At 55.7% G+C, this 24,418-nt stretch carries 25 protein-coding genes; 15 read left to right on the top strand and 10 right to left on the bottom strand.

Annotation, left to right across the window (positions count from 1 at the left end; translation table 11 throughout):
* Positions 1 to 33: 33 nt before the first annotated feature.
* The 7 genes from ampG to AC2FAJ_RS16460 all read left to right on the top strand — a co-directional run bounded on the left by ampG (position 34) and on the right by AC2FAJ_RS16460 (position 8,281).
* Entirely contained in the window at positions 34 to 1,509 is a 1,476-nt protein-coding gene (ampG, locus tag AC2FAJ_RS16490) for a muropeptide MFS transporter AmpG (RefSeq protein WP_047363949.1), read from the top strand.
* 477 nt (positions 1,510 to 1,986) lie between these two features.
* Complete coding sequence (gene cyoA / locus AC2FAJ_RS16485) at positions 1,987 to 2,934, top strand: cytochrome o ubiquinol oxidase subunit II (RefSeq protein WP_008503322.1); 948 nt, start codon at positions 1,987 to 1,989, stop codon at positions 2,932 to 2,934.
* A gap of 16 nt (positions 2,935 to 2,950) precedes the next feature.
* Positions 2,951 to 4,942, top strand: a complete 1,992-nt coding sequence (cyoB, locus tag AC2FAJ_RS16480) for a cytochrome o ubiquinol oxidase subunit I (RefSeq protein WP_028012157.1) — start codon at positions 2,951 to 2,953, stop codon at positions 4,940 to 4,942.
* Complete coding sequence (locus AC2FAJ_RS16475) at positions 4,932 to 5,546, top strand: cytochrome o ubiquinol oxidase subunit III (RefSeq protein ID WP_003859057.1); 615 nt, start codon at positions 4,932 to 4,934, stop codon at positions 5,544 to 5,546. Before cyoB ends, AC2FAJ_RS16475 begins: the two co-directional genes overlap by 11 nt.
* On the top strand, positions 5,546 to 5,872 hold the full coding sequence (locus AC2FAJ_RS16470) for a cytochrome o ubiquinol oxidase subunit IV (protein WP_006176899.1): 327 nt from the start codon (positions 5,546 to 5,548) through the stop codon (positions 5,870 to 5,872). Before AC2FAJ_RS16475 ends, AC2FAJ_RS16470 begins: the two co-directional genes overlap by 1 nt.
* 11 nt (positions 5,873 to 5,883) lie before the next feature.
* The gene (gene cyoE, locus AC2FAJ_RS16465; RefSeq protein ID WP_003859062.1) at positions 5,884 to 6,771 is read left to right on the top strand and encodes a heme o synthase; all 888 of its coding nucleotides are present in this window, start codon (positions 5,884 to 5,886) and stop codon (positions 6,769 to 6,771) included.
* Between the two features lie 148 nt (positions 6,772 to 6,919).
* On the top strand, positions 6,920 to 8,281 hold the full coding sequence (locus AC2FAJ_RS16460) for an MFS transporter (protein ID WP_045259898.1): 1,362 nt from the start codon (positions 6,920 to 6,922) through the stop codon (positions 8,279 to 8,281).
* A 32-nt stretch (positions 8,282 to 8,313) separates the two neighbouring features.
* Here AC2FAJ_RS16460 and AC2FAJ_RS16455 read toward each other — a convergent pair whose 3' ends face one another.
* Entirely contained in the window at positions 8,314 to 8,805 is a 492-nt protein-coding gene (locus AC2FAJ_RS16455; RefSeq protein ID WP_023293165.1) for a YajQ family cyclic di-GMP-binding protein, read from the bottom strand.
* 121 nt (positions 8,806 to 8,926) lie between these two features.
* Between AC2FAJ_RS16455 and panE the strand changes: the two genes are divergently transcribed.
* Positions 8,927 to 9,838, top strand: a complete 912-nt coding sequence (gene panE, locus AC2FAJ_RS16450; RefSeq protein ID WP_041911083.1) for a 2-dehydropantoate 2-reductase — start codon at positions 8,927 to 8,929, stop codon at positions 9,836 to 9,838.
* On the top strand, positions 9,801 to 10,394 hold the full coding sequence (gene yajL, locus AC2FAJ_RS16445; RefSeq protein ID WP_028012154.1) for a protein deglycase YajL: 594 nt from the start codon (positions 9,801 to 9,803) through the stop codon (positions 10,392 to 10,394). Before panE ends, yajL begins: the two co-directional genes overlap by 38 nt.
* 539 nt (positions 10,395 to 10,933) lie before the next feature.
* On the opposite strand, the gene thiI is transcribed toward yajL, so the two are convergent.
* A complete protein-coding gene (thiI, locus tag AC2FAJ_RS16440; protein ID WP_485454327.1) occupies positions 10,934 to 12,382 on the bottom strand; it encodes a tRNA uracil 4-sulfurtransferase ThiI in 1,449 nt (482 codons plus the stop codon).
* A 178-nt stretch (positions 12,383 to 12,560) separates the two neighbouring features.
* Here thiI and xseB point away from each other — a divergent pair, with 178 nt between their 5' ends.
* From xseB to AC2FAJ_RS16420, 4 genes are all read left to right on the top strand, one after another.
* A complete protein-coding gene (xseB, locus tag AC2FAJ_RS16435; protein WP_003859094.1) occupies positions 12,561 to 12,803 on the top strand; it encodes an exodeoxyribonuclease VII small subunit in 243 nt (80 codons plus the stop codon).
* Positions 12,804 to 13,703, top strand: coding sequence for a (2E,6E)-farnesyl diphosphate synthase (ispA, locus tag AC2FAJ_RS16430; protein WP_041911085.1), 900 nt, complete (start codon positions 12,804 to 12,806; stop codon positions 13,701 to 13,703). It abuts the gene before it with no gap.
* A gap of 24 nt (positions 13,704 to 13,727) precedes the next feature.
* On the top strand, positions 13,728 to 15,590 hold the full coding sequence (dxs, locus tag AC2FAJ_RS16425; RefSeq protein WP_047367605.1) for a 1-deoxy-D-xylulose-5-phosphate synthase: 1,863 nt from the start codon (positions 13,728 to 13,730) through the stop codon (positions 15,588 to 15,590).
* 62 nt (positions 15,591 to 15,652) lie between these two features.
* A complete protein-coding gene (locus tag AC2FAJ_RS16420) occupies positions 15,653 to 16,627 on the top strand; it encodes an aldo/keto reductase (RefSeq protein WP_041911087.1) in 975 nt (324 codons plus the stop codon).
* 49 nt (positions 16,628 to 16,676) lie between these two features.
* Here AC2FAJ_RS16420 and thiL read toward each other — a convergent pair whose 3' ends face one another.
* The 5 genes from thiL to nrdR form a co-directional block, all read right to left on the bottom strand.
* Entirely contained in the window at positions 16,677 to 17,648 is a 972-nt protein-coding gene (gene thiL, locus AC2FAJ_RS16415) for a thiamine-phosphate kinase (protein WP_447087902.1), read from the bottom strand.
* Between the two features lie 77 nt (positions 17,649 to 17,725).
* Complete coding sequence (nusB, locus tag AC2FAJ_RS16410) at positions 17,726 to 18,145, bottom strand: transcription antitermination factor NusB (protein WP_006809908.1); 420 nt, start codon at positions 18,143 to 18,145, stop codon at positions 17,726 to 17,728.
* Positions 18,146 to 18,166: 21 nt separating this feature from the next.
* Complete coding sequence (gene ribH / locus AC2FAJ_RS16405) at positions 18,167 to 18,637, bottom strand: 6,7-dimethyl-8-ribityllumazine synthase (RefSeq protein ID WP_006176874.1); 471 nt, start codon at positions 18,635 to 18,637, stop codon at positions 18,167 to 18,169.
* A gap of 87 nt (positions 18,638 to 18,724) precedes the next feature.
* The gene (gene ribD / locus AC2FAJ_RS16400; RefSeq protein WP_049137499.1) at positions 18,725 to 19,828 is read right to left on the bottom strand and encodes a bifunctional diaminohydroxyphosphoribosylaminopyrimidine deaminase/5-amino-6-(5-phosphoribosylamino)uracil reductase RibD; all 1,104 of its coding nucleotides are present in this window, start codon (positions 19,826 to 19,828) and stop codon (positions 18,725 to 18,727) included.
* A gap of 4 nt (positions 19,829 to 19,832) precedes the next feature.
* On the bottom strand, positions 19,833 to 20,282 hold the full coding sequence (gene nrdR, locus AC2FAJ_RS16395; RefSeq protein ID WP_008503337.1) for a transcriptional regulator NrdR: 450 nt from the start codon (positions 20,280 to 20,282) through the stop codon (positions 19,833 to 19,835).
* Positions 20,283 to 20,434: 152 nt separating this feature from the next.
* Between nrdR and AC2FAJ_RS16390 the strand changes: the two genes are divergently transcribed.
* Entirely contained in the window at positions 20,435 to 20,974 is a 540-nt protein-coding gene (locus tag AC2FAJ_RS16390) for a SadB/YajI family lipoprotein (RefSeq protein WP_028012147.1), read from the top strand.
* A gap of 270 nt (positions 20,975 to 21,244) precedes the next feature.
* The gene (locus AC2FAJ_RS16385) at positions 21,245 to 22,123 is read left to right on the top strand and encodes a nucleoside-specific channel-forming protein Tsx (protein ID WP_485454326.1); all 879 of its coding nucleotides are present in this window, start codon (positions 21,245 to 21,247) and stop codon (positions 22,121 to 22,123) included.
* Between the two features lie 118 nt (positions 22,124 to 22,241).
* On the opposite strand, the gene AC2FAJ_RS16380 is transcribed toward AC2FAJ_RS16385, so the two are convergent.
* From AC2FAJ_RS16380 to secF, 3 genes are all read right to left on the bottom strand, one after another.
* The gene (locus tag AC2FAJ_RS16380) at positions 22,242 to 22,922 is read right to left on the bottom strand and encodes a helix-turn-helix transcriptional regulator (RefSeq protein ID WP_485454325.1); all 681 of its coding nucleotides are present in this window, start codon (positions 22,920 to 22,922) and stop codon (positions 22,242 to 22,244) included.
* Positions 22,923 to 22,936: 14 nt separating this feature from the next.
* A complete protein-coding gene (locus AC2FAJ_RS16375; protein ID WP_041911091.1) occupies positions 22,937 to 23,302 on the bottom strand; it encodes a VOC family protein in 366 nt (121 codons plus the stop codon).
* A gap of 142 nt (positions 23,303 to 23,444) precedes the next feature.
* Complete coding sequence (gene secF, locus AC2FAJ_RS16370) at positions 23,445 to 24,416, bottom strand: protein translocase subunit SecF (protein WP_041911092.1); 972 nt, start codon at positions 24,414 to 24,416, stop codon at positions 23,445 to 23,447.
* Between the last annotated feature and the right edge of the window lie 2 nt (positions 24,417 to 24,418).

Here is a 24,418-nt window from a genome sequence, read left to right as displayed (position 1 = left end):
ACCCGGTGCTTCACCGGGTCAGTTCATAAGAACATGTCCAGTCACTACTTACGCATTTTCCAGCAACCGAAATCAGCGATTCTGCTGATCCTCGGCTTTGCCTCCGGTTTACCCCTCGCGCTCACCTCCGGCACGCTTCAGGCGTGGATGACGGTTGAGAACATCGATCTCAAAACCATTGGTTTCTTCTCGCTTGTCGGTCAGGCGTATGTCTTTAAGTTCCTGTGGTCGCCGGTGATGGATCGCTATACGCCGCCGTTTCTGGGGCGTCGTCGCGGCTGGTTAGTGATGACACAGGTCCTGCTGCTGCTGGCGATTGCGGCGATGGGCTTTCTTGAGCCGACCACACAGCTCCGCTGGATGGCCGCGCTTGCGGTGGTGATAGCCTTCTGTTCCGCCTCTCAGGATATCGTGTTCGACGCCTGGAAGACGGACGTGTTACCTGCGGAAGAGCGCGGTGCCGGTGCGGCGATCAGCGTGCTGGGCTATCGCCTCGGGATGCTGGTCTCCGGCGGGCTGGCGTTGTGGCTGGCCGACCGTTATCTCGGCTGGCAGGGTATGTACTGGCTGATGGCTGCCCTGCTCATCCCCTGCATTATCGCTACGCTATTTGCACCCGAACCGAGCGACGTCATTCCGGTTCCCCGCTCGCTGGAACAGGCCGTGGCCGAACCGCTGCGTGACTTTTTTGGCCGCAACAATGCCTGGCTGATCCTGCTGCTCATCGTCCTTTATAAGCTTGGCGATGCCTTTGCCATGAGCCTGACCACCACTTTCCTGATCCGCGGCGTCGGTTTTGATGCCGGTGAAGTGGGCGTGGTGAATAAAACGCTGGGGCTGTTTGCGACCATCGTCGGTGCGCTTTATGGCGGCGTATTGATGCAGCGCCTGACGCTGTTCCGCGCGCTGCTGATCTTCGGCATCCTGCAGGGCGCATCTAACGCGGGCTACTGGCTGCTGTCGGTGACTGACAAGCATATGTTCAGCATGGCCGCGGCGGTGTTCTTTGAAAATCTCTGTGGCGGCATGGGAACGGCGGCGTTTGTCGCCCTGCTGATGACCCTGTGCAATAAATCGTTTTCCGCCACGCAGTTTGCGCTGCTCTCGGCGCTCTCGGCCGTTGGGCGCGTGTACGTAGGTCCGATTGCTGGCTGGTTTGTAGAAGCCCACGGCTGGCCAACGTTTTATCTCTTCTCGGTCGCGGCTGCCGTGCCGGGGATTTTATTATTGCTGGTGTGTCGCCAGACGCTGGAATATACCCAGCGGACCGAACACTTTATGCCGCGTACTGAATATCACCGCGCCTACCGATTTGCGTTACGTCTGCTAATGGCGGGCTGCGGCGCGCTGGCGCTATGGCTTGTGGTACTTATCGTTAACGCCAGTACGTCTCTGGCGCTCCCCCTCGAAGCCCTTCTGCTGGACGCAGGAGCCCTGCTGGCCATCACCGGGATCCTGACGGGCGGTTTGCTCGATTTTATGGCATTGCGTAAAACGCAGATGACCTGAAGAAAAAGTGAAAGGTTATTTCCCGTTGTAATCACTAACCGAAATTATAACGGTGAAATAGCCAACAGCCGCTAAAAAAATATTTGTTGTTTTGTGCGGGATAGGATTTGGAAATTATTGGAGCCAATTCCAAAACGCTATTTTTCATTAAACGATTCAGCATTGGAAAGTTTGATTTTTCGTTTTTTAGATGTCTTTTTATTGATAATTAATTGTTAATTTTTTGTATATTTTTAACAATGGTTATACCAATTGCCCCTTTTAGGGTATGCTTGGGGGTCCTTTCGTTATAAAGCCCATATCATGCGGCTTCGGTCATAAAAACCGACATAATCTGCAACACTTGTGACATGTGCGGCAGAACCCGGTAACACCTTCCTGACACAGGCCTAATGATGTTTACAGTAATGTAACCTTCCCGTAAAATGCCCGCACACTTTAAACGCCACCAGACTCCCGTGGAATTGAGGTCGTTAAATGAGACTCAGGAAATACAATAAAAGTTTGGGATGGTTGTCATTATTCGCAGGTACTGTATTACTCAGTGGCTGTGATTCTGCACTACTAGACCCCAAAGGACAGATTGGACTGGAACAACGTTCACTGATATTGACGGCTTTTGGCCTGATGTTGATTGTGGTTATTCCTGCCATTTTGATGGCTGTTGGTTTCGCCTGGAAGTATCGTGCGAGCAATAAAGATGCGAAGTATAGCCCGAACTGGTCACACTCCAACAAAGTTGAAGCTGTGGTCTGGACGGTACCTATCCTGATCATCCTGTTCCTTGCCGTACTGACCTGGAAAACCACTCACGCACTTGAGCCAAGCAAGCCGCTGGTTCACGATGAAAAACCTATTACCATTGAAGTGGTCTCCATGGACTGGAAATGGTTCTTCATCTATCCAGAGCAGGGCATTGCTACCGTGAATGAAATCGCCTTCCCGGCGAACACTCCGGTTCAGTTCAAAGTGACCTCCAACTCCGTAATGAACTCCTTCTTCATCCCGCGTCTGGGTAGCCAGATTTACGCGATGGCCGGTATGCAGACGAACCTGCATCTGATCGCGAATGAAGCAGGCACCTACGATGGTATCTCCGCCAGCTATAGCGGCCCGGGCTTCTCAGGTATGAAGTTCAAAGCTATTGCGACGCCGGACCGTGCCGCTTTCGACCAGTGGGTTGAAAAAGCGAAGCAGTCTCCAAACACCATGTCTGACATGGCGGCGTTCGAAAAAGTGGCTGCACCTAGCGAATACAACAAGGTGGAGTACTTCTCTAACGTGAAACCAGATTTGTTCAAAGACGTTATTGGCAAATTTATGGATCACGGCAAGAGCATGGACATGACCCAGCCAGAAGGCGAGCACAGCGCGCACGAAGGTATGGAAGGCATGGACATGAGCCACGCGGAAACCGCTCACTAAGGGGCCGAGGAAGAAAATGTTCGGAAAATTGACACTGGATGCAGTGCCCTACCATGAACCGATTATCATGGTTACGGTGGCTGCAATTATCATTGGTGGCGCGGCCTTAGTTGGCCTGATCACTTACTTCGGTAAGTGGAGCTACCTGTGGAATGAGTGGCTGACTTCGGTTGACCACAAAAAACTCGGTATCATGTACTGCATCGTCGGTATCGTCATGTTAATTCGTGGCTTTGCGGATGCAATCATGATGCGTAGCCAGCAGGCACTCGCGTCTGCGGGCGAAGCCGGCTTCCTGCCACCGCACCACTACGATCAGATCTTTACCGCCCACGGCGTTATCATGATCTTCTTCGTGGCGATGCCGCTGGTAATCGGTCTGATGAACGTTGTCGTTCCGCTGCAAATTGGCGCGCGCGACGTAGCGTTCCCGTTCCTGAACAACCTGAGCTTCTGGTTCACGGTTGTCGGTGTAATCCTGGTTAACCTGTCACTGGGCGTGGGCGAATTCGCACAGACCGGCTGGCTGGCTTACCCACCGCTTTCGGGAATTGAGTACAGTCCGGGTGTAGGCGTTGACTACTGGATTTGGGCGCTTCAGCTCTCCGGTGTCGGTACCACCCTGACCGGTATCAACTTCTTCGTGACCATCCTGAAGATGCGTGCACCAGGTATGACGATGTTCAAGATGCCAGTATTTACCTGGGCATCTCTGTGCGCCAACGTACTGATTATCGCGTCGTTCCCAATTCTGACCGTCACCATCGCGCTGTTGACCCTGGACCGCTACCTGGGCACCCATTTCTTCACGAATGATATGGGTGGCAACATGATGATGTACATCAACCTGATTTGGGCCTGGGGTCACCCGGAAGTGTACATTCTGGTTCTGCCTGTCTTCGGTGTGTTCTCCGAAATCGCGGCAACCTTCTCGCGTAAGCGTCTGTTTGGTTACACCTCTCTGGTGTGGGCAACCGTGTGTATTACCGTTCTGTCGTTCATCGTTTGGCTGCACCACTTCTTTACCATGGGTGCGGGCGCGAACGTAAACGCCTTCTTCGGTATCACCACCATGATTATCGCCATCCCTACCGGGGTGAAGATCTTCAACTGGCTGTTCACCATGTACCAGGGCCGTATCGTGTTCCACTCAGCAATGCTGTGGACCATCGGCTTCATCGTGACCTTCTCCGTAGGTGGGATGACCGGCGTACTGCTGGCGGTGCCAGGTGCTGACTTCGTTCTGCACAACAGCCTGTTCCTGATTGCGCACTTCCATAACGTTATCATCGGCGGCGTGGTCTTCGGCTGTTTCGCAGGTGTGACTTACTGGTGGCCTAAGGCGTTTGGCTTCACGCTGAACGAAACCTGGGGTAAACGCGCGTTCTGGTTCTGGATCATTGGCTTCTTCGTGGCGTTTATGCCGCTGTACGTGCTGGGCTTCATGGGTATGACCCGTCGTCTGAGCCAGCAGATCGATCCGCAGTTCCACCCAATGCTGATGGTTGCAGCGGGCGGTGCAGCGCTGATTGCCTGCGGTATTCTGTGCCAGCTGATTCAGTACTACGTGTCCATCCGCGACCGTAACCTGAACCGCGACCTGACCGGTGACCCTTGGGGTGGCCGTACGCTGGAGTGGGCAACCTCTTCTCCACCACCGTTCTATAACTTTGCCGTAGTGCCGCACATTCACGAGCGTGACGCATTCTGGGAAATGAAAGAAAAAGGTGAAGCGTACAAGCAACCTGAGCATTACGAAGAGATCCATATGCCGAAAAACAGCGCTGCGGGCATCGTGATTGCCGCTTTCGCAACGGTATTTGGTTTCGCAATGATCTGGCACATCTGGTGGATGGCGATTGTTGGCTTCGCTGGCATCGTAATCAGCTGGATTGTTAAGAGCTTTGACGAGGACGTGGACTACTACGTACCAGTCCGTGAAGTTGAAAAGCTGGAAAATCAGCATTTCGACGAGATTTCTAAAGCGGGGCTGAAAAATGGCAACTGATACTCTGGCGCACTCAACTGCCCACGCGCATGAACATGCGCACCATGATACAGGACCGACCAAAGTCTTCGGTTTCTGGATCTACCTGATGAGCGACTGCATTCTGTTCTGCTGTCTGTTCGCGACCTATGCCGTTCTGGTGAACGGCACAGCGGGCGGCCCGACCGGCAAGGACATTTTTGAACTGCCGTTCGTTCTGGTTGAAACCGCACTGCTGTTATTCAGCTCCATCACCTACGGCATGGCGGCTATCGCCATGTACAAAAACAACAAGAGCCAGGTTGTCTCCTGGCTGGCGTTGACCTGGCTGTTTGGTGCTGGCTTTATCGGGATGGAAATCTATGAATTCCACCACCTGATTATGGAAGGCTTCGGTCCGGATCGCAGTGGCTTCCTGTCCGCGTTCTTCGCGCTGGTGGGTACCCACGGTCTGCACGTGACCTCGGGTCTGATCTGGATGGCAGTACTGATGTTCCAGATCTCCCGCCGCGGCCTGACCAGCACTAACCGTACCCGTATCATGTGCCTGAGCCTGTTCTGGCACTTCCTGGACGTGGTATGGATCTGCGTGTTCTCTGTTGTCTATCTGATGGGGGCGATGTAATGAGTCATTCTAACGATCATGGCGCTTCCCACGGCAGCGTAAAAACCTACATGACAGGTTTCATCCTGTCGATCATCCTGACGGTGATCCCGTTCTGGATGGTGATGAGCGGTTCTGCGTCCAAGCCGGTTATCCTGGGAGCAATCCTGGTGACCGCGGTGATTCAGATTCTGGTGCATCTGGTTTGCTTCCTGCACATGAACACCAAGTCCGATGAAGGCTGGAATATGACTGCCTTTATCTTTACCGTGATTATCATCGCTATCCTGGTAGTCGGTTCCATCTGGATTATGTGGAACCTCAACTACAACATGATGGTTCACTAAGAGCGGCGAGTATGTTTAAGCAATACCTGCAAGTCACGAAACCAGGCATCATCTTTGGCAACCTGATCTCCGTAATCGGAGGGTTCCTGCTGGCCTCTAAAGGCAGCATTGATTACACCCTCTTTATTTACACGCTGGTCGGTGTGTCACTGGTGGTTGCGTCCGGTTGTGTATTTAACAACTACATCGACATGGATATCGACAAGAAGATGGAAAGGACCAAGAATCGGGTGCTGGTTAAAGGCCTGATTGCTCCTTCCGTCTCGCTGGTGTACGCCACCTTGCTGGGTATTGCTGGCTTTATGCTGCTGTGGTTTGGTGCTAACCCGCTGGCCTGCTGGCTGGGGGTGATGGGGTTCGTGGTGTATGTAGGCGTCTACAGCCTGTATATGAAGCGTCACTCCGTCTACGGCACGCTGATTGGTTCTCTCTCCGGCGCTGCGCCGCCGGTGATTGGCTACTGCGCCGTCACGAACGAGTTCGACAGCGGTGCGCTCATCCTGCTGGCTATCTTTAGCCTGTGGCAGATGCCGCACTCCTATGCCATCGCGATTTTCCGCTTCAAGGATTATCAGGCAGCGAATATTCCGGTTCTGCCGGTCGTGAAGGGCATTTCAGTTGCCAAGAACCACATCACGCTCTACATCATCGCTTTTGCCGTGGCAACGCTGATGCTTTCTCTGGGCGGTTACGCCGGATATAAATATCTGGTGGTAGCAGCCGCGGTGAGCGTCTGGTGGCTCGGCATGGCCCTGCGCGGCTACAAGGTGGAAGATGACAAAGTCTGGGCACGCAAGCTGTTTGTGTTCTCGATTGTCGCCATCACCTCCCTGTCCGTGATGATGTCCGTAGACTTCATGGTGCCGGACTCGCAAAACCTGCTGACTTACGTCTGGTAAGTTTATGTGATGATGAAAAGGGTGCTTCGGCACCCTTTTTTATTCACGAAATCTATTAATTACGCATGTAATATTTGTTAAATAAGCCTTTATTTACCCCGCCCCTTCCCCGCACTACACTATGGCCTGCTTTTAAACTGAGGTGGTAATGAACGATTATAAAATGACGCCGGGCGAGTTGCGTGCGACCTGGGGTTTAGGGACTGTTTTCTCGCTGCGGATGCTTGGCATGTTTATGGTCCTGCCCGTTCTGACCACGTACGGCATGGCGTTACAGGGTGCCAGCGAAGCGCTGATTGGCCTTGCTATTGGCATTTACGGTCTGGCGCAGGCGGTGTTCCAGATCCCCTTTGGCCTGCTCTCCGACCGCGTCGGTCGCAAACCGCTGATTGTCGGCGGGCTGCTGGTCTTTGTGCTCGGGAGCGTTATTGCCGCCCTCTCCCACTCCATCTGGGGCATTATTTTGGGCCGCGCCCTGCAGGGCTCCGGTGCGATTGCCGCCGCGGTGATGGCGCTGCTGTCAGATTTAACCCGCGAGCAAAACCGCACCAAAGCGATGGCGTTCATCGGCGTGAGCTTTGGCGTAACGTTTGCGATTGCGATGGTGCTCGGTCCCATCATTACGCACAAACTGGGTCTGCACGCCCTGTTCTGGATGATTGCGGTGCTGGCGACCATCGGGATCGCACTCACCCTGTGGGTTGTGCCAGACAGTAAAAATCATGTCCTTAACCGTGAATCCGGGATGGTTAAAGGCTGCTTTAGCAAAGTCATCGCCGAGCCGCGTCTGCTAAAGCTTAACTTCGGCATTATGTGCCTGCATATTCTGCTGATGTCCACCTTTGTCGCCCTGCCCGGTCAGCTTGCCGCAGCAGGTTTCCCGGCGGCCGAGCACTGGAAAATTTATCTGGTCACGATGCTGATTTCGTTTGTCTCTGTCGTGCCGTTCATCATCTACGCCGAAGTGAAGCGCAAAATGAAACGCGTCTTCGTGGGCTGCGTGGCGTTACTGCTGATTGCCGAGATCGTGCTGTGGGGTGCCGGCCCGCACTTCTGGGAGCTGATCGCAGGCGTGCAGCTGTTCTTCCTGGCGTTTAATCTGATGGAAGCGCTGCTGCCGTCACTGATCAGCAAAGAGTCCCCCGCCGGTTACAAAGGCACCGCAATGGGCATTTACTCCACCAGCCAGTTCCTCGGCGTGGCGATCGGCGGCTCGCTTGGCGGCTGGGTCGACGGCCTGTTTGATTCACAAACCGTGTTTCTCGCGGGCGCGCTGCTGGCAACAGTCTGGCTGCTGGTCGCCAGCACCATGAAAGAGCCACGTTACGTGAGCAGCCTGCGGGTAGAAATCCCGGATGACGTGGAGATTAGCGACGCGCTGAAGCAGCGTCTGGAAGGAAAAGAAGGGGTCACAGAGGTGCTGATTGTTCCCGAAGAGCGCAGCGCTTATGTCAAAATTGACAGCAAAGTGACGAACCGCTTTGAGGTGGAGCAGGCACTGAAGGCCTGAAAAAAAGCCCGGTTGAACCGGGCTTTTTTGTCTTAATCACGGAAGTTTTTAAACTGGAACGGCTGTCCCAAATCCCCGCCGCGCACCAGCGCCATCACGGACTGGAGGTCATCGCGAGATTTACCGGTCACGCGAATTTCTTCGCCCTGGATCTGCGCCTGCACCTTCAGCTTGCTGTCTTTAATAAGCTTCACGATCTTCTTCTGCACCGCGCTCTCGATGCCCTGCTTCAGTTTGGCTTCTACAAACCAGTTCTTACCGCTGTGGACAAACTCGTCCGGCACGTCCAGAGACGTTCCTTCGATGCCACGTTTTAACAGCTTGGCGCGCAGAATGTCGAGCAGCTGATTCACCTGGAAATCAGACTCGCTCAGCACCTTAATGGTCTTATTTGCGTCGTTCAGCTCAAACGACGCCTCAACGCCACGAAAATCGAAACGTGACTCAACTTCGCGGGTTGCGTTCTCAACGCCGTTGCGAACTTCCTGGATATCAACTTCGGAAACAATATCGAAAGATGGCATCTTTTCTTCTCCCTTCACTTTTGTTGCGTTGCATAATACCCGCTACGAGGCATAACTCAACAGAAGCTTAGCTGTATAATTAAGCTGTAACACCTGGCGCAGTTGCAGGTGAGGAGGAACAATGAAAATTACGGTGCTCGGATGCGGAGCGCTCGGCCAGCTGTGGCTGACCGCGCTGTGCAAGCACGGACATGAGGTTCAGGGCTGGCTGCGCGTGCCCCAGCCCTATTGCAGTGTCAACCTGATTGGTGAAGACGGAAGCATTTTTAACGAATCCCTCACCGCGAACGATCCTGATTTCCTGGCGCAAAGCGACCTGTTGCTGGTGACGCTCAAGGCGTGGCAGGTCTCAGATGCGGTTAAGACTCTGGCCGCGCAACTCCCCCCCACGTCCCCCATTCTGCTGCTGCATAACGGTATGGGAACCCTTGATGAGCTGAAAAGCGTCCCGCAGCCTCTGCTAATGGCGACCACCACCCACGCTGCGCGTCGCGACGGGACTATTATCGTGCATGTCGCCAGCGGCGTGACGCACATCGGCCCGGCCAGAACACAGGATGGCGACTACAGCTATCTGGCCGATGTTCTGCAAAAGGTCTTGCCGGACGTCGCCTGGCACAACAACATCCGCCCTCAGCTGTGGCGCAAGCTGGCCGTAAACTGCGTGATCAATCCGCTGACGGCGCTGTGGAACTGCCCGAACGGGGAGCTGAAAAACCATCCGCAGGAGGTGGCGTCCCTGTGTGCAGAAGTCGCGTCGGTCATTGAGCGAGAAGGCCTGCACACCTCAGCAGAGGATTTACGCTGTTATGTCGAGCAGGTTATTGAGAGTACGGCTGAGAACATCTCCTCGATGCTGCAGGACGTTCGGGCATTACGCCATACGGAGATAGATTACATTACCGGCTATCTGCTAAAGCGCGCCCGCTCGCACGGCATCGCCGTGCCGGAAAACGCCCGTCTGTATGACCTGGTTAAACGTAAGGAGAGTGAATATGAGCGCGTCGGCACTGATTTGCCTCGCTCCTGGTAGCGAAGAGATGGAAGCGGTCACCACTATTGATTTAATGGTACGTGGCGGCATTAAGGTAACAACCGCCAGCGTAGCCAGCGACGGCAATCTGGCAATCACCTGTTCACGAGGGGTGAAAATCCTGGCAGACGCACCGCTTGTCCAGGTTGCTGACGGCGATTACGACATCATCGTCCTGCCCGGCGGCTTAAAAGGCGCGGAATGTTTCCGCGACAGCCCGCTGCTGGTTGAAACCGTGCGTCAGTTTCATCTGTCCGGCCGTATCGTCGCGGCAATCTGTGCCGCCGCTGGAACGGTTCTGATTCCGCACGACATCTTCCCCATCGGCAATATGACCGGCTTCCCGGGGCTTAAGGATACGATCCCGGAAGAGCATTGGGTGGATAAACGCGTTGTCTGGGATCCGCGCGTCAACCTGCTGACCAGCCAGGGACCCGGCACCGCGATTGATTTTGGCTTAAAGATTATTGATCTGCTGGTCGGGCGGGAGAAGGCCTACGAAGTGGCGTCGTCGCTGGTGATGCCGGCGGGGATTTATAATTACTATGAAGAGTAGTGCATAAAAAAAGCCGGGTGGCGCGAGGTAAAAGCAAAACGGCAACCTTTGGTTGCGCCCTCTCCCTGTGGGCTAAGGGATCCCCACAAAATAATACCTGCACGGACAACCCCCTCTCCCTTTAGGGAGAGGGCTGGGGTGAGAGGGAACATACGGCTCTGGTGGTCATTCCGTTCACTTTATGTTCCTTGCTACTCTGTAAGGACATGGCCGGTGAACGTGCCAGGGCGGCTCAATCGCCGCCGCCCTGGCGACCCGGGCTCCCGGCGGTAAATCGCCGCTTCGCGGTGCCTTCGGCTTATTCCTTTCGGCTTGTCGGGGACGGGCGGAGGTAACGTCCCTGTAAAGCCCGCCCTCTCGGCGCATCCATGCGCCTCGCCCCGGCCTACAGGAAACGCCTCAGCGATTTACAGCCGGACCAGGGCATCGCTGTAAGCCATTCATTTTCTTGAAGTCACATGCATCGCTTCCGGTATAAAATTACTGGGGATTTCTCACCCCTGTGGGAGAGGGTCGGTGTGAGGGCACCAGGCCGCACGCTACGGGCGATACACCTTCACATTCGCGAATCCCTGCTCGCGCAGGTACAGCGCCTGCAGGCGGCTCATCACCCCGCGCTCACACCACAGCAGATACGTTTTGCTCTGATCGAGGTCGCCAAACTTCGTGCTCAGCTTGTAGAACGGCAGAGAAACTACCTCCACGCCTTCCACCTTCAGCGGCTTGTCATCCTGCTCGTCAATGGAGCGGATATCCAGAATCGCATCGTTCGCACCGAAACCGCTCACGGTTTCCACTTCAACCACTTCCTGCTCGGTCTGCTGGGCAATCTCGCGGATGTCAATGTTGGACGCTTCTGCCACCACTCTTTCCAGGATGCTGAAATCGAAGTTCTCTTCTTCCGCTTCGATCTTCGCCTTCACTGCCTTGACGGTCGGGCTTTTTGAGATCACGCCGCAGTATTCCGGCATGGTGCGGGCAAAGTCTTCGGTGCCGATTTCGCGCGCCAGGTCGATGATGTGCTCTTTATCGTGGGAGATCAGCGGACGCAGGATCAGCGTATCTGATACGTTGTCGATCAGACGCAGGTTGGTCAGCGTCTGGCTGGAGACCTGGCCCAGCGCTTCGCCGGTGACCAGCGCCTGCACGCCGTAACGTTCGGCGACTTTGGACGCCGCGCGAACCATCATACGTTTGAGGATCACGCCCATCTGGCCGTCATCCACTTTTTCAAGGATTTCGCCCACTACCGGCTCAAAGTTGATCGCCACAAAACGCACGCGGTGGGAACTGCCGAAGCGGTTCCAAAGGTAATGCGCCACTTGACGAACGCCAATTTCATGCGCCGCGCCGCCGAGGTTGAAGAAGCAGTAGTGCACGCGGCAGCCGCGACGCATCAGCATGTAGCTGGAGACGCCGGAGTCGAAGCCGCCTGAGATCAGCGACAGCACATCTTCCTGCGTGCCGATCGGGAAACCGCCAATACCTTCATAACGGCCCTTAACCAGCAGCAGACGATCGTTCTCGATCTCAAGGTTAACGGTGACATCCGGGTTAGTCAGGCGCACGCGCGCCGTCTCAACGTGCTGGTTCAGACCGCCGCCGACGTAGCGCTCAACTTCAATCGAGCTAAACTCGTGCTTACCGCGACGCTTCACGCGCACGCAAAAGGTTTTGCCTTCGATCTGGTCGCGGTACTGTACCAGCGCCTTTTCGAAGATATCGTGCATATTGCTGAACGGAACGTCTTCCACTTCCAGAATATGGTGAATACCTGGAATACGGGTCAGCGCGTCGCGAATATCAAGGCGTTTGCTTTCGTCTTTCGCGCGGACTTCAACGTGGTCCCAGTGACGCACCACGGCGAGCGTTTCGTCGTAGTGTTTTAATACGTTACGAATGTTCCCGGTGAGAATTTTAATAAAGCGCAAACGCACAGATTGGCTTTTGATGGTGATTTCAGGGAACAATTTAATGATAAACTTCATGGCGGCAATGTTTCTTAGGCAAGCTTATAAAGGCTTGTAGTGGAAAATGATACAGCAGCCCACACCCGTGGCTGCATCCAGGCGCGCAAGTATACCACCATCGCGCCACTCGCGTTATTTGATAATTGCCCCGAGTCCGTTACCATGTTGGGGCGAAGAATATAAGAGTTAATTCACTATGCCGAAAAAGAACGACGCACCGGCCAGTTTTGAAACTGCGCTGAGTGAGCTTGAGCAGATTGTTACCCGCCTCGAGAGCGGCGATTTACCGCTGGAAGACGCCCTCAACGAATTTGAGCGCGGTGTGCAGCTTGCGCGGCAGGGGCAGGTAAAACTCCAGCAGGCCGAGCAGCGAGTGCAGATCCTGCTTTCCGACAGCGAAGACGCTAAAACCACGCCATTCACACCGGACGCCGAGTAAATGGATTTTACCAACGCGCTTCAGGCGCGCGTCGTTCGCGCCAACGACGCCCTACGCCGTTTTATTGCGCCGCAGCCTTTTCAGAACACTCCACTGGTTGAAGCCATGCACTATGGCGCACTCTTAGGGGGTAAACGCCTGCGTCCGTTCCTGGTGTATGCCACGGGCAACATGTTTGGCATCAGCGATAATACGCTGGACGCCCCGGCAGCCGCCGTGGAGTGCATCCATGCCTACTCGCTGATCCACGACGATCTCCCGGCGATGGACGACGACGATCTGCGCCGGGGTCAGCCAACCTGCCACATTAAGTTTGGCGAGGCGAATGCCATTCTGGCGGGCGATGCCTTGCAGACGCTGGCGTTCTCGATTCTCAGTGATGCGCCGATGGCGGAAGTGGCCGACCGCGACCGCCTGGCGATGATCTCCGAACTGGCAATGGCCAGCGGCGTGGCCGGCATGTGCGGCGGCCAGGCGCTGGATCTTGAAGCGGAAGGACGTCAGGTTAATCTGGAACAGCTGGAGCGCATTCACCGTCATAAGACGGGCGCGCTTATTCGTTCCGCCGTTCGCCTGGGCGCGCTGAGCGCGGGTGAGCAAGGGCGCAAAGCCCTGCCGATTCTGGACAGATACGCAGAAAGTATCGGTCTGGCATTCCAGGTTCAGGATGACATTCTGGATGTGGTGGGCGATACTGCAACATTGGGTAAACGTCAGGGTGCGGATCAGCAGCTTGGCAAAAGTACCTATCCCGCCCTGCTGGGTCTTGAGCAAGCCCAACGTAAAGCCCGGGATCTGATTGACGATGCCCGCCAGTCGCTGAATGAGCTGGCCGCGCAATCGCTGGATACCTCGGCACTGGAAGCGCTAGCGGACTATATAATCCAGCGTGATAAATAAACTATATATCTCGATGAGCCTTTGATGAGTTTTGATATTGCCAAATACCCGACACTGGCGTTAGTTGACTCCACCCAGGAGTTACGTCTGTTGCCGAAAGAGAGTCTGCCGAAGCTGTGTGACGAGCTGCGTCGCTACCTGCTCGACAGCGTTAGCCGCTCCAGCGGCCACTTCGCCTCCGGGCTTGGCACGGTTGAGCTGACCGTGGCGTTGCATTACGTCTATAACACGCCGTTCGATCAGCTTATCTGGGACGTGGGCCACCAGGCCTATCCGCACAAAATTCTGACCGGACGTCGCGATAAAATTGGCACCATTCGTCAGAAGGGCGGCCTGCACCCGTTCCCGTGGCGCGGTGAGAGCGAGTATGACGTGCTGAGCGTCGGCCACTCATCGACCTCCATTTCTGCGGGCATCGGTATTGCCGTTGCCGCCGAGAAAGAGAACAAGCAGCGCCGCACCGTCTGCGTGATTGGCGACGGTGCGATCACCGCCGGGATGGCTTTTGAAGCCATGAACCACGCGGGCGATATCAAGCCGGACATGCTGGTTATCCTCAACGATAACGAAATGTCGATCTCCGAGAACGTCGGCGCGCTGAACAACCATCTGGCGCAGCTGCTTTCCGGCAAGCTTTACTCATCGCTGCGGGAAGGCGGGAAAAAAGTTTTCTCCGGCGTGCCGCCGATCAAAGAGCTGCTCAAGCGTACCGAAGAACACATCAAAGGCATGGTCGTGCCGGGCACGCTGTTCGAAGAGCTGGGCTTTAACTATATCGGCCCGGTGGACGGGCACGATGTGCTGGGTCTGGTGACCACGCTTAAAAACATGCGCGACCTGAAAGGCCCGCAGTTCCTGCACATCATGACCAAAAAAGGGCGTGGTTACGAACCTGCTGAGAAAGATCCGATCACCTTCCACGCGGTGCCAAAGTTCGACCATACCAGCGGCTGCCTGCCGAAAAGCAGCGGCGGAATGCCGAGCTATTCAAAAATCTTTGGCGACTGGCTGTGCGAAACGGCGGCAAAAGATAACAAGCTGATGGCGGTCACGCCTGCCATGCGTGAAGGCTCCGGCATGGTCGAGTTCTCCAAAAAATACCCGGACCAGTATTTTGACGTCGCCATTGCCGAGCAGCACGCGGTCACCTTCGCGGCGGGGCTGGCGATTGGCGGCTACAAGCCGGTGGTGGCGATTTATTCCACCTTCCTGCAGCGCGCCTACGACCAGGTGATCCATGACGTTGCCATCCAGAAGCTGCCGGTGCTGTTTGCTATCGACCGCGCGGGCATCGTGGGGGCTGACGGCCAGACGCACCAGGGGGCGTTTGATCTCTCCTTCCTGCGCTGCATCCCGGACATGGTCATCATGACGCCAAGCGACGAAAACGAGTGTCGTCAGATGCTGTATACCGGCTACCACTATCAGGACGGCCCCTGCGCGGTACGTTATCCGCGCGGCAATGCCCTTGGCGTTGAACTTCAGCCGCTGGAAAAGCTGGAGATCGGTAAAGGTCTGGTGAAACGTCGCGGCGAAAAAGTGGCGATCCTGAACTTTGGTACGCTGATGCCGGAAGCGGCAAAAGTCGCTGAAACCCTGAACGCGACGCTGGTGGATATGCGCTTTGTGAAGCCGCTCGATGAATCTCTGATTCTGAGCATGGCAGAAAGCCACGACGTGCTGGTCACGCTGGAAGAGAACGCCATCATGGGCGGTGCGGGCAGCGGCGTTAACGAGGTACTGATGGCGAACCGTAAATTGGTTCCGGTGCTGAACCTCGGCCTGCCGGACCACTTCATCCCGCAAGGCACTCAGGACGAGGCGCGTGCCGACATCGGCCTGGACGCCGCCGGTATCGAAGCCAGAATCCGCAGCTGGCTGGCCTGATCCCTCCCCTTTTCTGCTCCTGCTATGCTTAAACGTATTGTTTAAACAGCAGGAGCGGAACCATGCAATACACGACATTAGGAAAAACGGACCTCAGGGTGTCCCGGCTTTGCCTGGGCTGCATGACCTTTGGCGAGCCTGACCGGGGAAATCACGCCTGGACGCTGCCGGAAGAGAGCAGCCGCCCTATCATCAAGCGCGCCATAGACGGCGGCATCAACTTCTTCGATACCGCCAACAGCTACTCTGACGGCAACAGCGAAGAGATTGTGGGCCGCGCTCTGCGTGATTTTGCACGTCGGGATGAGATTGTGGTCGCCACCAAGGTGTACTACCCGTCAGGCGATCTGGCTGAAGGCCTCTCGCGCGCGCAGATCCTGCGCTCCATTGATGACAGTCTCAGACGCCTGAACATGGATTACGTCGACCTGCTGCAAATTCACCGCTGGGATTACAACACGCCAATTGAAGAAACCCTTGAAGCGCTGAACGATGTCGTGAAAGCGGGTAAAGCGCGCTATATCGGCGCGTCGTCAATGCACGCATCTCAGTTTGCTCAGGCGCTCGATCTCCAGGCGCAGCACGGCTGGGCACGCTTTGTCACCATGCAGGATCACTACAACCTGATTTACCGGGAAGAAGAACGCGAGATGCTGCCGCTCTGCTACCAGGAAGGCGTGGCGGTGATCCCGTGGAGCCCGCTGGCGCGCGGACGCTTAACCCGTCCGTGGGGAGAAACCACGGCGCGGCTGGTATCGGATGAAGTGGGTAAAAATCTTTATTCCGGTACCGAAGCCAGCGATGCGCTGATTGCCGAACGTTTAGCCGGGATCGCCGACGATATCGGCGCAACGCGCGCGCAGGTGGCGCTGGCGTGGCTACTGGGCAAGCGGGGTGTCGCCGCACCGATTATTGGTACATCGCGGGAAGAACAGCTGGACGAGTTGTTAAGCGCGGTGGATTTATCGCTGACGCCGGAGCAGGTTGCCGAGCTGGAGACGCCGTATCAGCAGCATCCGGTGGTGGGGTTTAAGTAAGCACTTGCCGGGTGGCGTACGCTTACCCGGCAATACTGAGCGCACAAACTTACCCGAAGTGATCGTACCCTTTCCAGTCCAGCGTAACGGGCGCACCGTCTTTCACAAACTTCAGCCCTTCACTCTCCGGCATGATCTGTCCGATGCAGGTAAACTTTGCGCCAAGATGGGCCAATGCCACGTCCAGCGTTCCACGGTTCAGCTCTGGCACCGTGAAGCACAGCTCGTAGTCTTCCCCACCGGAGAGCGCCCAGCGCAGCGCCTGTTCAGGCTCCACATGGCGAAGCAGTTGCTCCGACAGCGGGAACAGATCCAGGTCAACGCGCGCGCCCACCCCGCTGGCCTTCAGGATATGGCCGAGGTCCGAGATGAGACCGTCAGAGAGATCGATAGCCGAACTGGCCCGCTCGCGCAGCGCCTGACCGTGCAGAATACGCGGTGTCGGGCGCAGGTGGCGCTTCACCAGATACGCCGCATCGTTAGCGTCCGTCACGTTTAAGCGATCCTGAAGGATCGCCAGCCCTGCCGCGCTGTCTCCCGGCGTACCGGTCACGTAGATCCAGTCGCCCGGTTTAGCGCCCGAGCGCTTCAGCGCGCGACCGAGCGGCACATAGCCGTGGATCGCCAGCGTCATCGACAGCGGCCCGGCAGTCGTATCGCCGCCAATCAGCTGCATATCGTAGTAGTTCAGCTGTTCAAACAGCGCATCGCTGAACGCTTCAAGCCAGGCTTCATCCACCTCCGGCAGCGTCAGGGCCAGCGTCAGCCAGGCCGGGTCGGCGCCCATTGCCGCCAGATCGCTGACGTTGACCGCCAGCGCTTTATACGCCAGATCGGCAGGATCGATATCAGGTAAGAAATGACGTCCGCACACTAAGGTGTCGGTGCTGATTGCCAGCGTCTGCTTTTCAGGAATATTGAGAAGTGCACAGTCATCGCCAATGCCGGTTTCAACATCAAGACGAGAGGTTCTGACACGGTCGAAATAACGGGCAATCAGGGAGAATTCGCCGCATGCCATACGTTATGCCTCAGCAAATAAAAGAAAAAACCGGAGCCGCACTGCCCGTCAGGCAATGCAGAACTCCGGTTTGCGGATCACTTTTTGTGGGGACGGATCGCAGGTGCGGCTTTATCAAGTACGCCGTTAACGAACTTGTGGCTGTCTTCAGCACCGAAGGTTTTCGCCAGTTCGATCGCTTCGTTGATGGCCACTTTGTACGGCACATCATCACGTTTAGACAGCTCAAACAGCGCGATACGCAACACTGCTTTTTCAACCTGGCCCAGCTCTTCGAGCAGACGGGACAGGTATGGCTTCATCAGGCCATCGAGATACGCGCTATTAGTCGCCACTCCCGACAGCAGTTCACGGAAGTACAGAACGTCAACGTCTTTCACGTCCTGTTCTGACAGGAACTGGTATTCAACATCAGCGATGTCGTTCTGGGACAACTGCCAGGAGTAAAGTGCCTGGACGGCACATTCACGGGCGCGGCGACGAGCAGCAGGTTTCACGGAATTCCCCTTACAAAAAAATCAGGCCTTAATGGCTTTCAATACATTGATCATTTCAAGCGCGGTCAGTGCAGCTTCTGCACCTTTGTTACCGGCTTTGGTGCCAGCACGTTCGATGGCTTGTTCAATACTTTCGGTGGTCAGCACGCCGAACGCGACAGGAATTTCAGCATCCTGCGCAACGTGTGCCAGACCGTTGCTTGCACCGCCCGCAACGTATTCGAAGTGCGCAGTGCCGCCACGAATAACGGTACCCAGCGCAATCACCGCGTCGTATTTACCGGTTTTCGCCAGCGCGCCCGCCGCCAGTGGCAGTTCATAAGCGCCTGGAACCCAAACAACGGTAATGTTGTCATCTTTAACCTGGCCGATACGTTTCAGGGCGTCAATCGCACCTTCCAGCAGGCTATCGTTGATGAAGTTGTTGAAACGCGCAATGGTGATGGCGACGCGAGCGTCCGGGGTAGCTACAGCAGCTTCAATAATGTTCATACTCTTCCTTTACGGGTTCATTTGGCCCCGCAGGGGGGCGGATTTTATCATAATACTTTGCGCACTGCTTCCCTATTTCGGGAGCAATTACGCTGTCGTTAAATGGAGGCAGACATCCGGACCCACCGGACGAATCTCGCTGAATGTGAGTTGCGGTGCGTCGGCCAGTTTTTCAAGGCCAGGCAGCACAAACAGGCCGCGCGCATCGTGACCTAAAAGTTTAGGCGCAACGTAGACGAGCAGTTCATCCACCAGCCCCGCCTGTAGCAGCGCGCCCGCGAGCGTCGGACCGGCTTCGACCCAGATACTGTTCACCTGCTGCTTGCCGAGCAACATCATCAGCACCACGAGATCCAGATGTCCGTTATGCTCCGGCACCATAATGCTGCGCACGCCTTCCGGCCATTCGCGCGTATCTTCTTTGGTGCGCGCAATCCAGGTTTCACCCGGCTGCTGCACGATGCGGTGCTCCGGGGTCACGCGGTTCTGGCTATCAATAATAATGCGCAGCGGCTGGCGCAGGTTCTCCTGCGGATAAAGCGCCTGGGTATCGGCATTCAGCTCATCCCAGCGCACGGTCATGGCCGGATCGTCAGCCAGAACGGTTTCACTGCTGGTGAGGATAGCATGGCTTTGCGCGCGCAGACGTTGCACATCACGCCTTGCCTGCGGCGAGGTGATCCACTGGCTTTCACCGTTCGCCATTGCCGTACGCCCGTCCAGCGAGGCGCCCAGCTTGAGCTGAATAAACGGGAAGCCGGTGCGCATGCGCTTCAGAAAGCCTTTGTTGATGGCTTCCGCATCTTGCATCATCAGGCCGTGGCTGACGTCGATCCCTTCCTGCTGCAGACGATACAGTCCGCGGCCCGCCACCTGCGGGTTAGGATCCTGCATAGCGGCGACCACGCGCGAAACCCCTGCCGCAATCAGCGCTTCACAGCACGGCGGCGTGCGCCCGTGGTGGCTGCAGGGCTCCAGCGTCACGTAGGCCGTCGCGCCTCGCGCTTTCTCCCCCGCCATACGCAGGGCATGCACTTCAGCATGCGGCTCGCCTGCGCGATAGTGAAACCCTTCCCCCACGATCTCGCCATCTTTCACGATAACGCACCCGACGTTGGGGTTAGGATGGGTGGTAAAACGACCGCGCTGCGCCAGCTTCATGGCTCGCGCCATGTACTTCTCATCCTGCATGGGCTTAATCCTGTAAGCGGGCGATCTCTTCGCCAAACTCTTTGATATCTTCGAAACTGCGGTAGACAGAGGCGAAGCGGATATAGGCGACCTTATCGAGCTTTTTCAGCTGCTCCATCACCAGGTTGCCGATCATTTTGCTCGGCACTTCACGCTCGCCCAGGCCACGCAGGTAAGATTTAATGTGGTTTAACGCCATTTCGACATCATCCGCGCTGACGGGCCGTTTTTCGAGGGCCTTCAGCATTCCGCTGCGCAGTTTCTCTTCGTTAAACGGCTCGCGCACGTCATTACTTTTTACCACGCGCGGCATTACCAGCTCTGCAACCTCAAAGGTCGTGAAACGCTCGTTGCACACCAGACACTGCCGACGACGGCGCACAGAAGACCCTTCGCCCACAAGGCGAGAGTCGATGACTTTGGTATCCACAGCGGAGCAGAATGGGCAATGCATACGGTATCCCTGTTATCTGGTTAACTGATTTTCATTTTACCCTGATCTGGCCTGACAACAAAGGAGGAGCTTTTTTGAGATAAAGGATCTATGTCCGGCGGTACGTTGCTGGCTACCATTATGGGGATTCGTCATTTCAAGGAATAAACGCTATGACAAGACGTTACCTGAAAATTTTACTGGTGGGGAGCCTCTTCACCCTTAGTGCCTGTGCACAGCAAACCGAAGTCCGCCAGATGAAACAAAGCGTGAATACGCTCAACACGGCGATGGACAAACTGAACAAAGAAACGGTGAAGATCACCCAGCAAAACGCGCTGAACGCTAAATCCACCAGCGGGGTATATCTGCTGCCAGGAGCGAATACGCCTGCCCTGCTTAATAGCCAGATTGGCACGCTGAAGATGTCTCTGGTGAATGTGGCGGCGAATGCGGATGGTACGCGCGCAACATTACGTATTCACGGTGAGTCCAACGATCCGCTGCCCGCCTTCAGCGGCACCGTAGAGTGGGGCCAGATCCAGGGCACCACGGAGAGCTACCAGGAGGTGAACGTGAAGAACCAGCTGTTCACCGCTCCGGCCAGCGTGTTAGCGCCCAGCGATGTGGATATTCCACTTCAGCTAAGCGGACTTACGCCTGAGCAGTTAGGCTTTATCCGCATTCACGACATCCAACCTGCCGCGCAGTAATCCCTTCCTTTTGAGCGGAGTGAAATGTCACTCCGCTAACATTTACATTTCGTATGGATTGGCAACAGAAATGATTGCCGCTACAATCCCGGCCGTTTAAAGTACGCAAACGTGAACGCAATCGATTACGCGTGTGAGAGATATGTGAAACAACACATATTTTTGTGAGCAGGGATTCCTATAATAGGCACCGCAGAAACACGAAATATTTAGAAACGCAATTCGCGCATTTTTCACTCCCGGAAGGGAATTTCAATCAGTGGCATGATTATGAAAAAAACATTACTCGCAGCCGGTGCAGTTCTGGCACTGTCCTCCTCTTTCACTGTTAACGCAGCGGAAAACGAGAAACCACAATACCTCTCCGACTGGTGGCACCAGAGCGTTAACGTGGTAGGCAGCTACCACACCCGTTTCGGACCGCAGATCCGCAACGATACCTACCTGGAATATGAAGCGTTCGCCAAGAAAGACTGGTTTGATTTCTACGGCTATATGGATGCGCCTGTGTTCTTCGGTGGTAACACCGATGCGAAAGGTATCTGGAACCACGGTTCCCCACTGTTCATGGAGATTGAACCGCGCTTCTCCATCGACAAACTGACCGGTACCAGCCTGGCGTTTGGTCCGTTCAAAGAGTGGTACTTCGCGAACAACTACATCTACGACATGGGCCGCAATAAGTCCGGTCGTCAGAGCACCTGGTATATGGGTCTGGGTACTGACATTGACACCGGCCTGCCGATGAGCCTGTCCCTGAACGTCTATGCCAAATATCAGTGGCAGAACTATGGCGCTGAAAACCAGAACGAATGGGATGGCTATCGTTTCAAAGTGAAATACTTTGTGCCAATCACCCAGCTGTGGGGCGGTAATCTGAGCTATATCGGCTTCACCAACTTCGACTGGGGTTCAGATCTGGGCGATAAGAGCGGTTACGCAGAGAACGGTATTAAGCAGCGTACCAATGACTCCATCGCCTCCAGCCACATCCTGGCGCTGAACTACGATCACTGGCATTACTCTGTTGTGGCACGTTACTGGCACAACGGCGGCCAGTGGAACGACGACGCTAAACTGGTATGGATGAACGAACACGTCCGTTCTACCGGTTGGGGTGGTTACCTGGTTGTAGGTTACAACTTCTAATCAATGCGGGATTGTGCGGGCTGGTGCCCTCACCCCTTCCCTCTCCCACGGGAGAGGGCGCAAACACAAAAAACGGCAACATCGTTGCCGTTTTGCTTTTACCTCGCCACCCGGCTTTTTACTGCTTCACCTTGCGCAAAAAATCCGCCAAAGACCTGTCCGCACTCTCACTGAACCGTCTCTCCGTCATTACAACATTGAGACACCGGTCGAGCCGGAAACAGCGGTAGTCATCGCGCCGTTCACACCATGCCGCCAGCAGCCAGCGCTCTCCCCAGAAGAACAACCCCAGCGGCTGTACCTCACGTTTTGAGAGTAGCCCGGCTTCATCACGATAATGCAGCGCCAATACGCGCTGAGCGGAAATCGCCTGGTGAATCATGTCAAAATCGCTGCGGGAGTGGCTTTGCATGCAAAAATCCGGGGCGTAGATCCGCGTCTGCTCCGCCTTTCTGCGGCTCTCCTCGGGCAGAATAGCCAGCACCTTCTCCTGGGCCGACTCCAGCTCGCGCGACAGCGATTCACCTCCCCAGGTTTTGAGCAGGCGAATCGCGACCATCAGCGCTTCGGATTCCTTATTTGTCAGCATCAGCGGCGGCAGGTCAAAACCCGACATCAGCCGATATCCGCTTCCCGCCTCGCCTTCCACCGGCACGCCGGAAAGCGACAGGTCGCGGATATCGCGGTAGACCGTGCGCTCGGACACGCCAAGCCGGTCCGCCAGATGCGCTGCCGTTGTCAGATGCCTGCCCCGCAGGATCTGCACAATCTGAAACAAACGGTCAGCGCGTCGGGTCATAACGTCATTCGCTCTCAGGCAGGTTGATGAAGGCCGACGCGGTTACCCTCGCTGTCGGTAAACAGTGCGATAGTGCCGATACCATGCGGCAGTTCCAGCGGCCCAAACACGCACTCGCCGCCCGCAGAGGCAATGCGATCGAGCGTGGCCGCCAGATTGTCAGTATGCAGGTAAATAATAGCGCCCTGCAAAGAGGGCGTAACGCCGTCAAATTTTGCCAGCGCTCCTCCGGTGGCGGGATCCTCATGCGGGAAAACCGCCAGCTCGGCAATGTCCATTTTCTCGCGACGCAGCGTGAGTTGCATCACCGGCTCATAAAATTTGATGGCGCGATCCATATCCGAAACCGGAATTTCAAACCAGTTAATTACGCTTTTCATACATCCTCCTGCCTGTTGTTTGGGTTCAGAAGGAGTCTACGGCAGGGCTCCTGACAGCATACTGTCAGGAGTGTTTGTCAGGAGCAGATAAAAAAAATCCCGGCCAACAGACCGGGATTCAGATAACGCGCTAAACGTCGCCTTACGGCAGAATGGACGGCTGATCCGCCCCTTCTTTCTCGACCTTCTGCTGGAGCAGGTGCTCGCGCTTCATGCCAAGTTTCAGTGCCAGGGCGGACGCCACGTAGATAGACGACGCCGTACCGATGGAGACACCGATCAGCATGGTCAGCGAGAAGCCTTCCAGCACCGGGCCACCGAAGAGGAACAGCATCAGGATCACCATCAGGGTAGTACCGGAGGTGATCAAGGTACGATGCAGCGTCTGGGTCAACGACACGTTAAAGATTTCGTACGGCGTGCCGCGACGGATCTTACGGAAGTTTTCACGGATACGGTCAGATACCACGATACTGTCGTTCAGTGAGTAACCGATTACTGACATCAGGGATGCCACGATGGTCAGGTCAATCTCAATGTGGAACAGAGACAGTATGCCCATGGTGATCACCACGTCGTGCGCCAGGGCGATAACCACACCGGCCGCCAGTCGCCACTCGAAGCGGAAACCGACGTACACCAGGATGGAGATCAGCGCCACCAGCAGCGCCATGGCGCCGGTTTGCGCCAGGTCCGCACCCACGCTCGGGCCGACGAACTCAATACGCTTGACCGCCGCGCTCTGGCTGGTGGTCTCGTTAATGACCTGTACGACCTTGCTGCCCAGCTCCTGGCTGCCGTTGGCATCGTGCACCGGCGGCATACGCACCATGATGTCGCGGCTGCTGCCGAAGTTCTGCAGCAGCGGCTCTTCAAAGCCCGCTTTCTGCAGCGATTCGCGCATCTGGTCCATATCGACCGGTTTTTCCAGGGAGATCTCGATGACCGTACCACCGGTGAAATCGAGACCCCAGTTAAAGCCTTTCACGCCCATAATGATGATGGACAGAATCAGCAGTAAACCTGAAATGCCGAAAGCCCAGTAGTCCCAGCGCATAAAGTCCCAGACTTTACGGCCATGGTTCAATTGTTCAACAGTATATTCCTGTGCCACAA

Source organism: Enterobacter cloacae complex sp. 385G4 (assembly GCF_057320665.1).
This window is presented reverse-complemented; position numbering and strand designations above follow the sequence as displayed.

Excerpts from the sequence above, each read along its gene's own strand:
- panE (WP_041911083.1), top strand. The coding sequence starts at position 8,927 with ATGAAAATTACGGTGCTCGGATGCGGAGCGCTCGGCCAGCTGTGGCTG.
- AC2FAJ_RS16380 (WP_485454325.1), bottom strand. The coding sequence starts at position 22,922 with ATGACCCGACGCGCTGACCGTTTGTTTCAGATTGTGCAGATCCTGCGG.
- dxs (WP_047367605.1), top strand. The coding sequence starts at position 13,728 with ATGAGTTTTGATATTGCCAAATACCCGACACTGGCGTTAGTTGACTCC.
- ribH (WP_006176874.1), bottom strand. The coding sequence starts at position 18,637 with ATGAACATTATTGAAGCTGCTGTAGCTACCCCGGACGCTCGCGTCGCC.
- AC2FAJ_RS16375 (WP_041911091.1), bottom strand. The coding sequence starts at position 23,302 with ATGAAAAGCGTAATTAACTGGTTTGAAATTCCGGTTTCGGATATGGAT.
- ampG (WP_047363949.1), top strand. The coding sequence starts at position 34 with ATGTCCAGTCACTACTTACGCATTTTCCAGCAACCGAAATCAGCGATT.
- nrdR (WP_008503337.1), bottom strand. The coding sequence starts at position 20,282 with ATGCATTGCCCATTCTGCTCCGCTGTGGATACCAAAGTCATCGACTCT.
- AC2FAJ_RS16420 (WP_041911087.1), top strand. The coding sequence starts at position 15,653 with ATGCAATACACGACATTAGGAAAAACGGACCTCAGGGTGTCCCGGCTT.
- thiL (WP_447087902.1), bottom strand. The coding sequence starts at position 17,648 with ATGGCATGCGGCGAATTCTCCCTGATTGCCCGTTATTTCGACCGTGTC.
- cyoB (WP_028012157.1), top strand. The coding sequence starts at position 2,951 with ATGTTCGGAAAATTGACACTGGATGCAGTGCCCTACCATGAACCGATT.
- cyoE (WP_003859062.1), top strand. The coding sequence starts at position 5,884 with ATGTTTAAGCAATACCTGCAAGTCACGAAACCAGGCATCATCTTTGGC.
- ribD (WP_049137499.1), bottom strand. The coding sequence starts at position 19,828 with ATGCAGGATGAGAAGTACATGGCGCGAGCCATGAAGCTGGCGCAGCGC.
- ispA (WP_041911085.1), top strand. The coding sequence starts at position 12,804 with ATGGATTTTACCAACGCGCTTCAGGCGCGCGTCGTTCGCGCCAACGAC.
- yajL (WP_028012154.1), top strand. The coding sequence starts at position 9,801 with ATGAGCGCGTCGGCACTGATTTGCCTCGCTCCTGGTAGCGAAGAGATG.
- cyoA (WP_008503322.1), top strand. The coding sequence starts at position 1,987 with ATGAGACTCAGGAAATACAATAAAAGTTTGGGATGGTTGTCATTATTC.
- AC2FAJ_RS16455 (WP_023293165.1), bottom strand. The coding sequence starts at position 8,805 with ATGCCATCTTTCGATATTGTTTCCGAAGTTGATATCCAGGAAGTTCGC.
- xseB (WP_003859094.1), top strand. The coding sequence starts at position 12,561 with ATGCCGAAAAAGAACGACGCACCGGCCAGTTTTGAAACTGCGCTGAGT.
- AC2FAJ_RS16470 (WP_006176899.1), top strand. The coding sequence starts at position 5,546 with ATGAGTCATTCTAACGATCATGGCGCTTCCCACGGCAGCGTAAAAACC.
- AC2FAJ_RS16390 (WP_028012147.1), top strand. The coding sequence starts at position 20,435 with ATGACAAGACGTTACCTGAAAATTTTACTGGTGGGGAGCCTCTTCACC.
- AC2FAJ_RS16460 (WP_045259898.1), top strand. The coding sequence starts at position 6,920 with ATGAACGATTATAAAATGACGCCGGGCGAGTTGCGTGCGACCTGGGGT.
- thiI (WP_485454327.1), bottom strand. The coding sequence starts at position 12,382 with ATGAAGTTTATCATTAAATTGTTCCCTGAAATCACCATCAAAAGCCAA.
- AC2FAJ_RS16385 (WP_485454326.1), top strand. The coding sequence starts at position 21,245 with ATGAAAAAAACATTACTCGCAGCCGGTGCAGTTCTGGCACTGTCCTCC.
- AC2FAJ_RS16475 (WP_003859057.1), top strand. The coding sequence starts at position 4,932 with ATGGCAACTGATACTCTGGCGCACTCAACTGCCCACGCGCATGAACAT.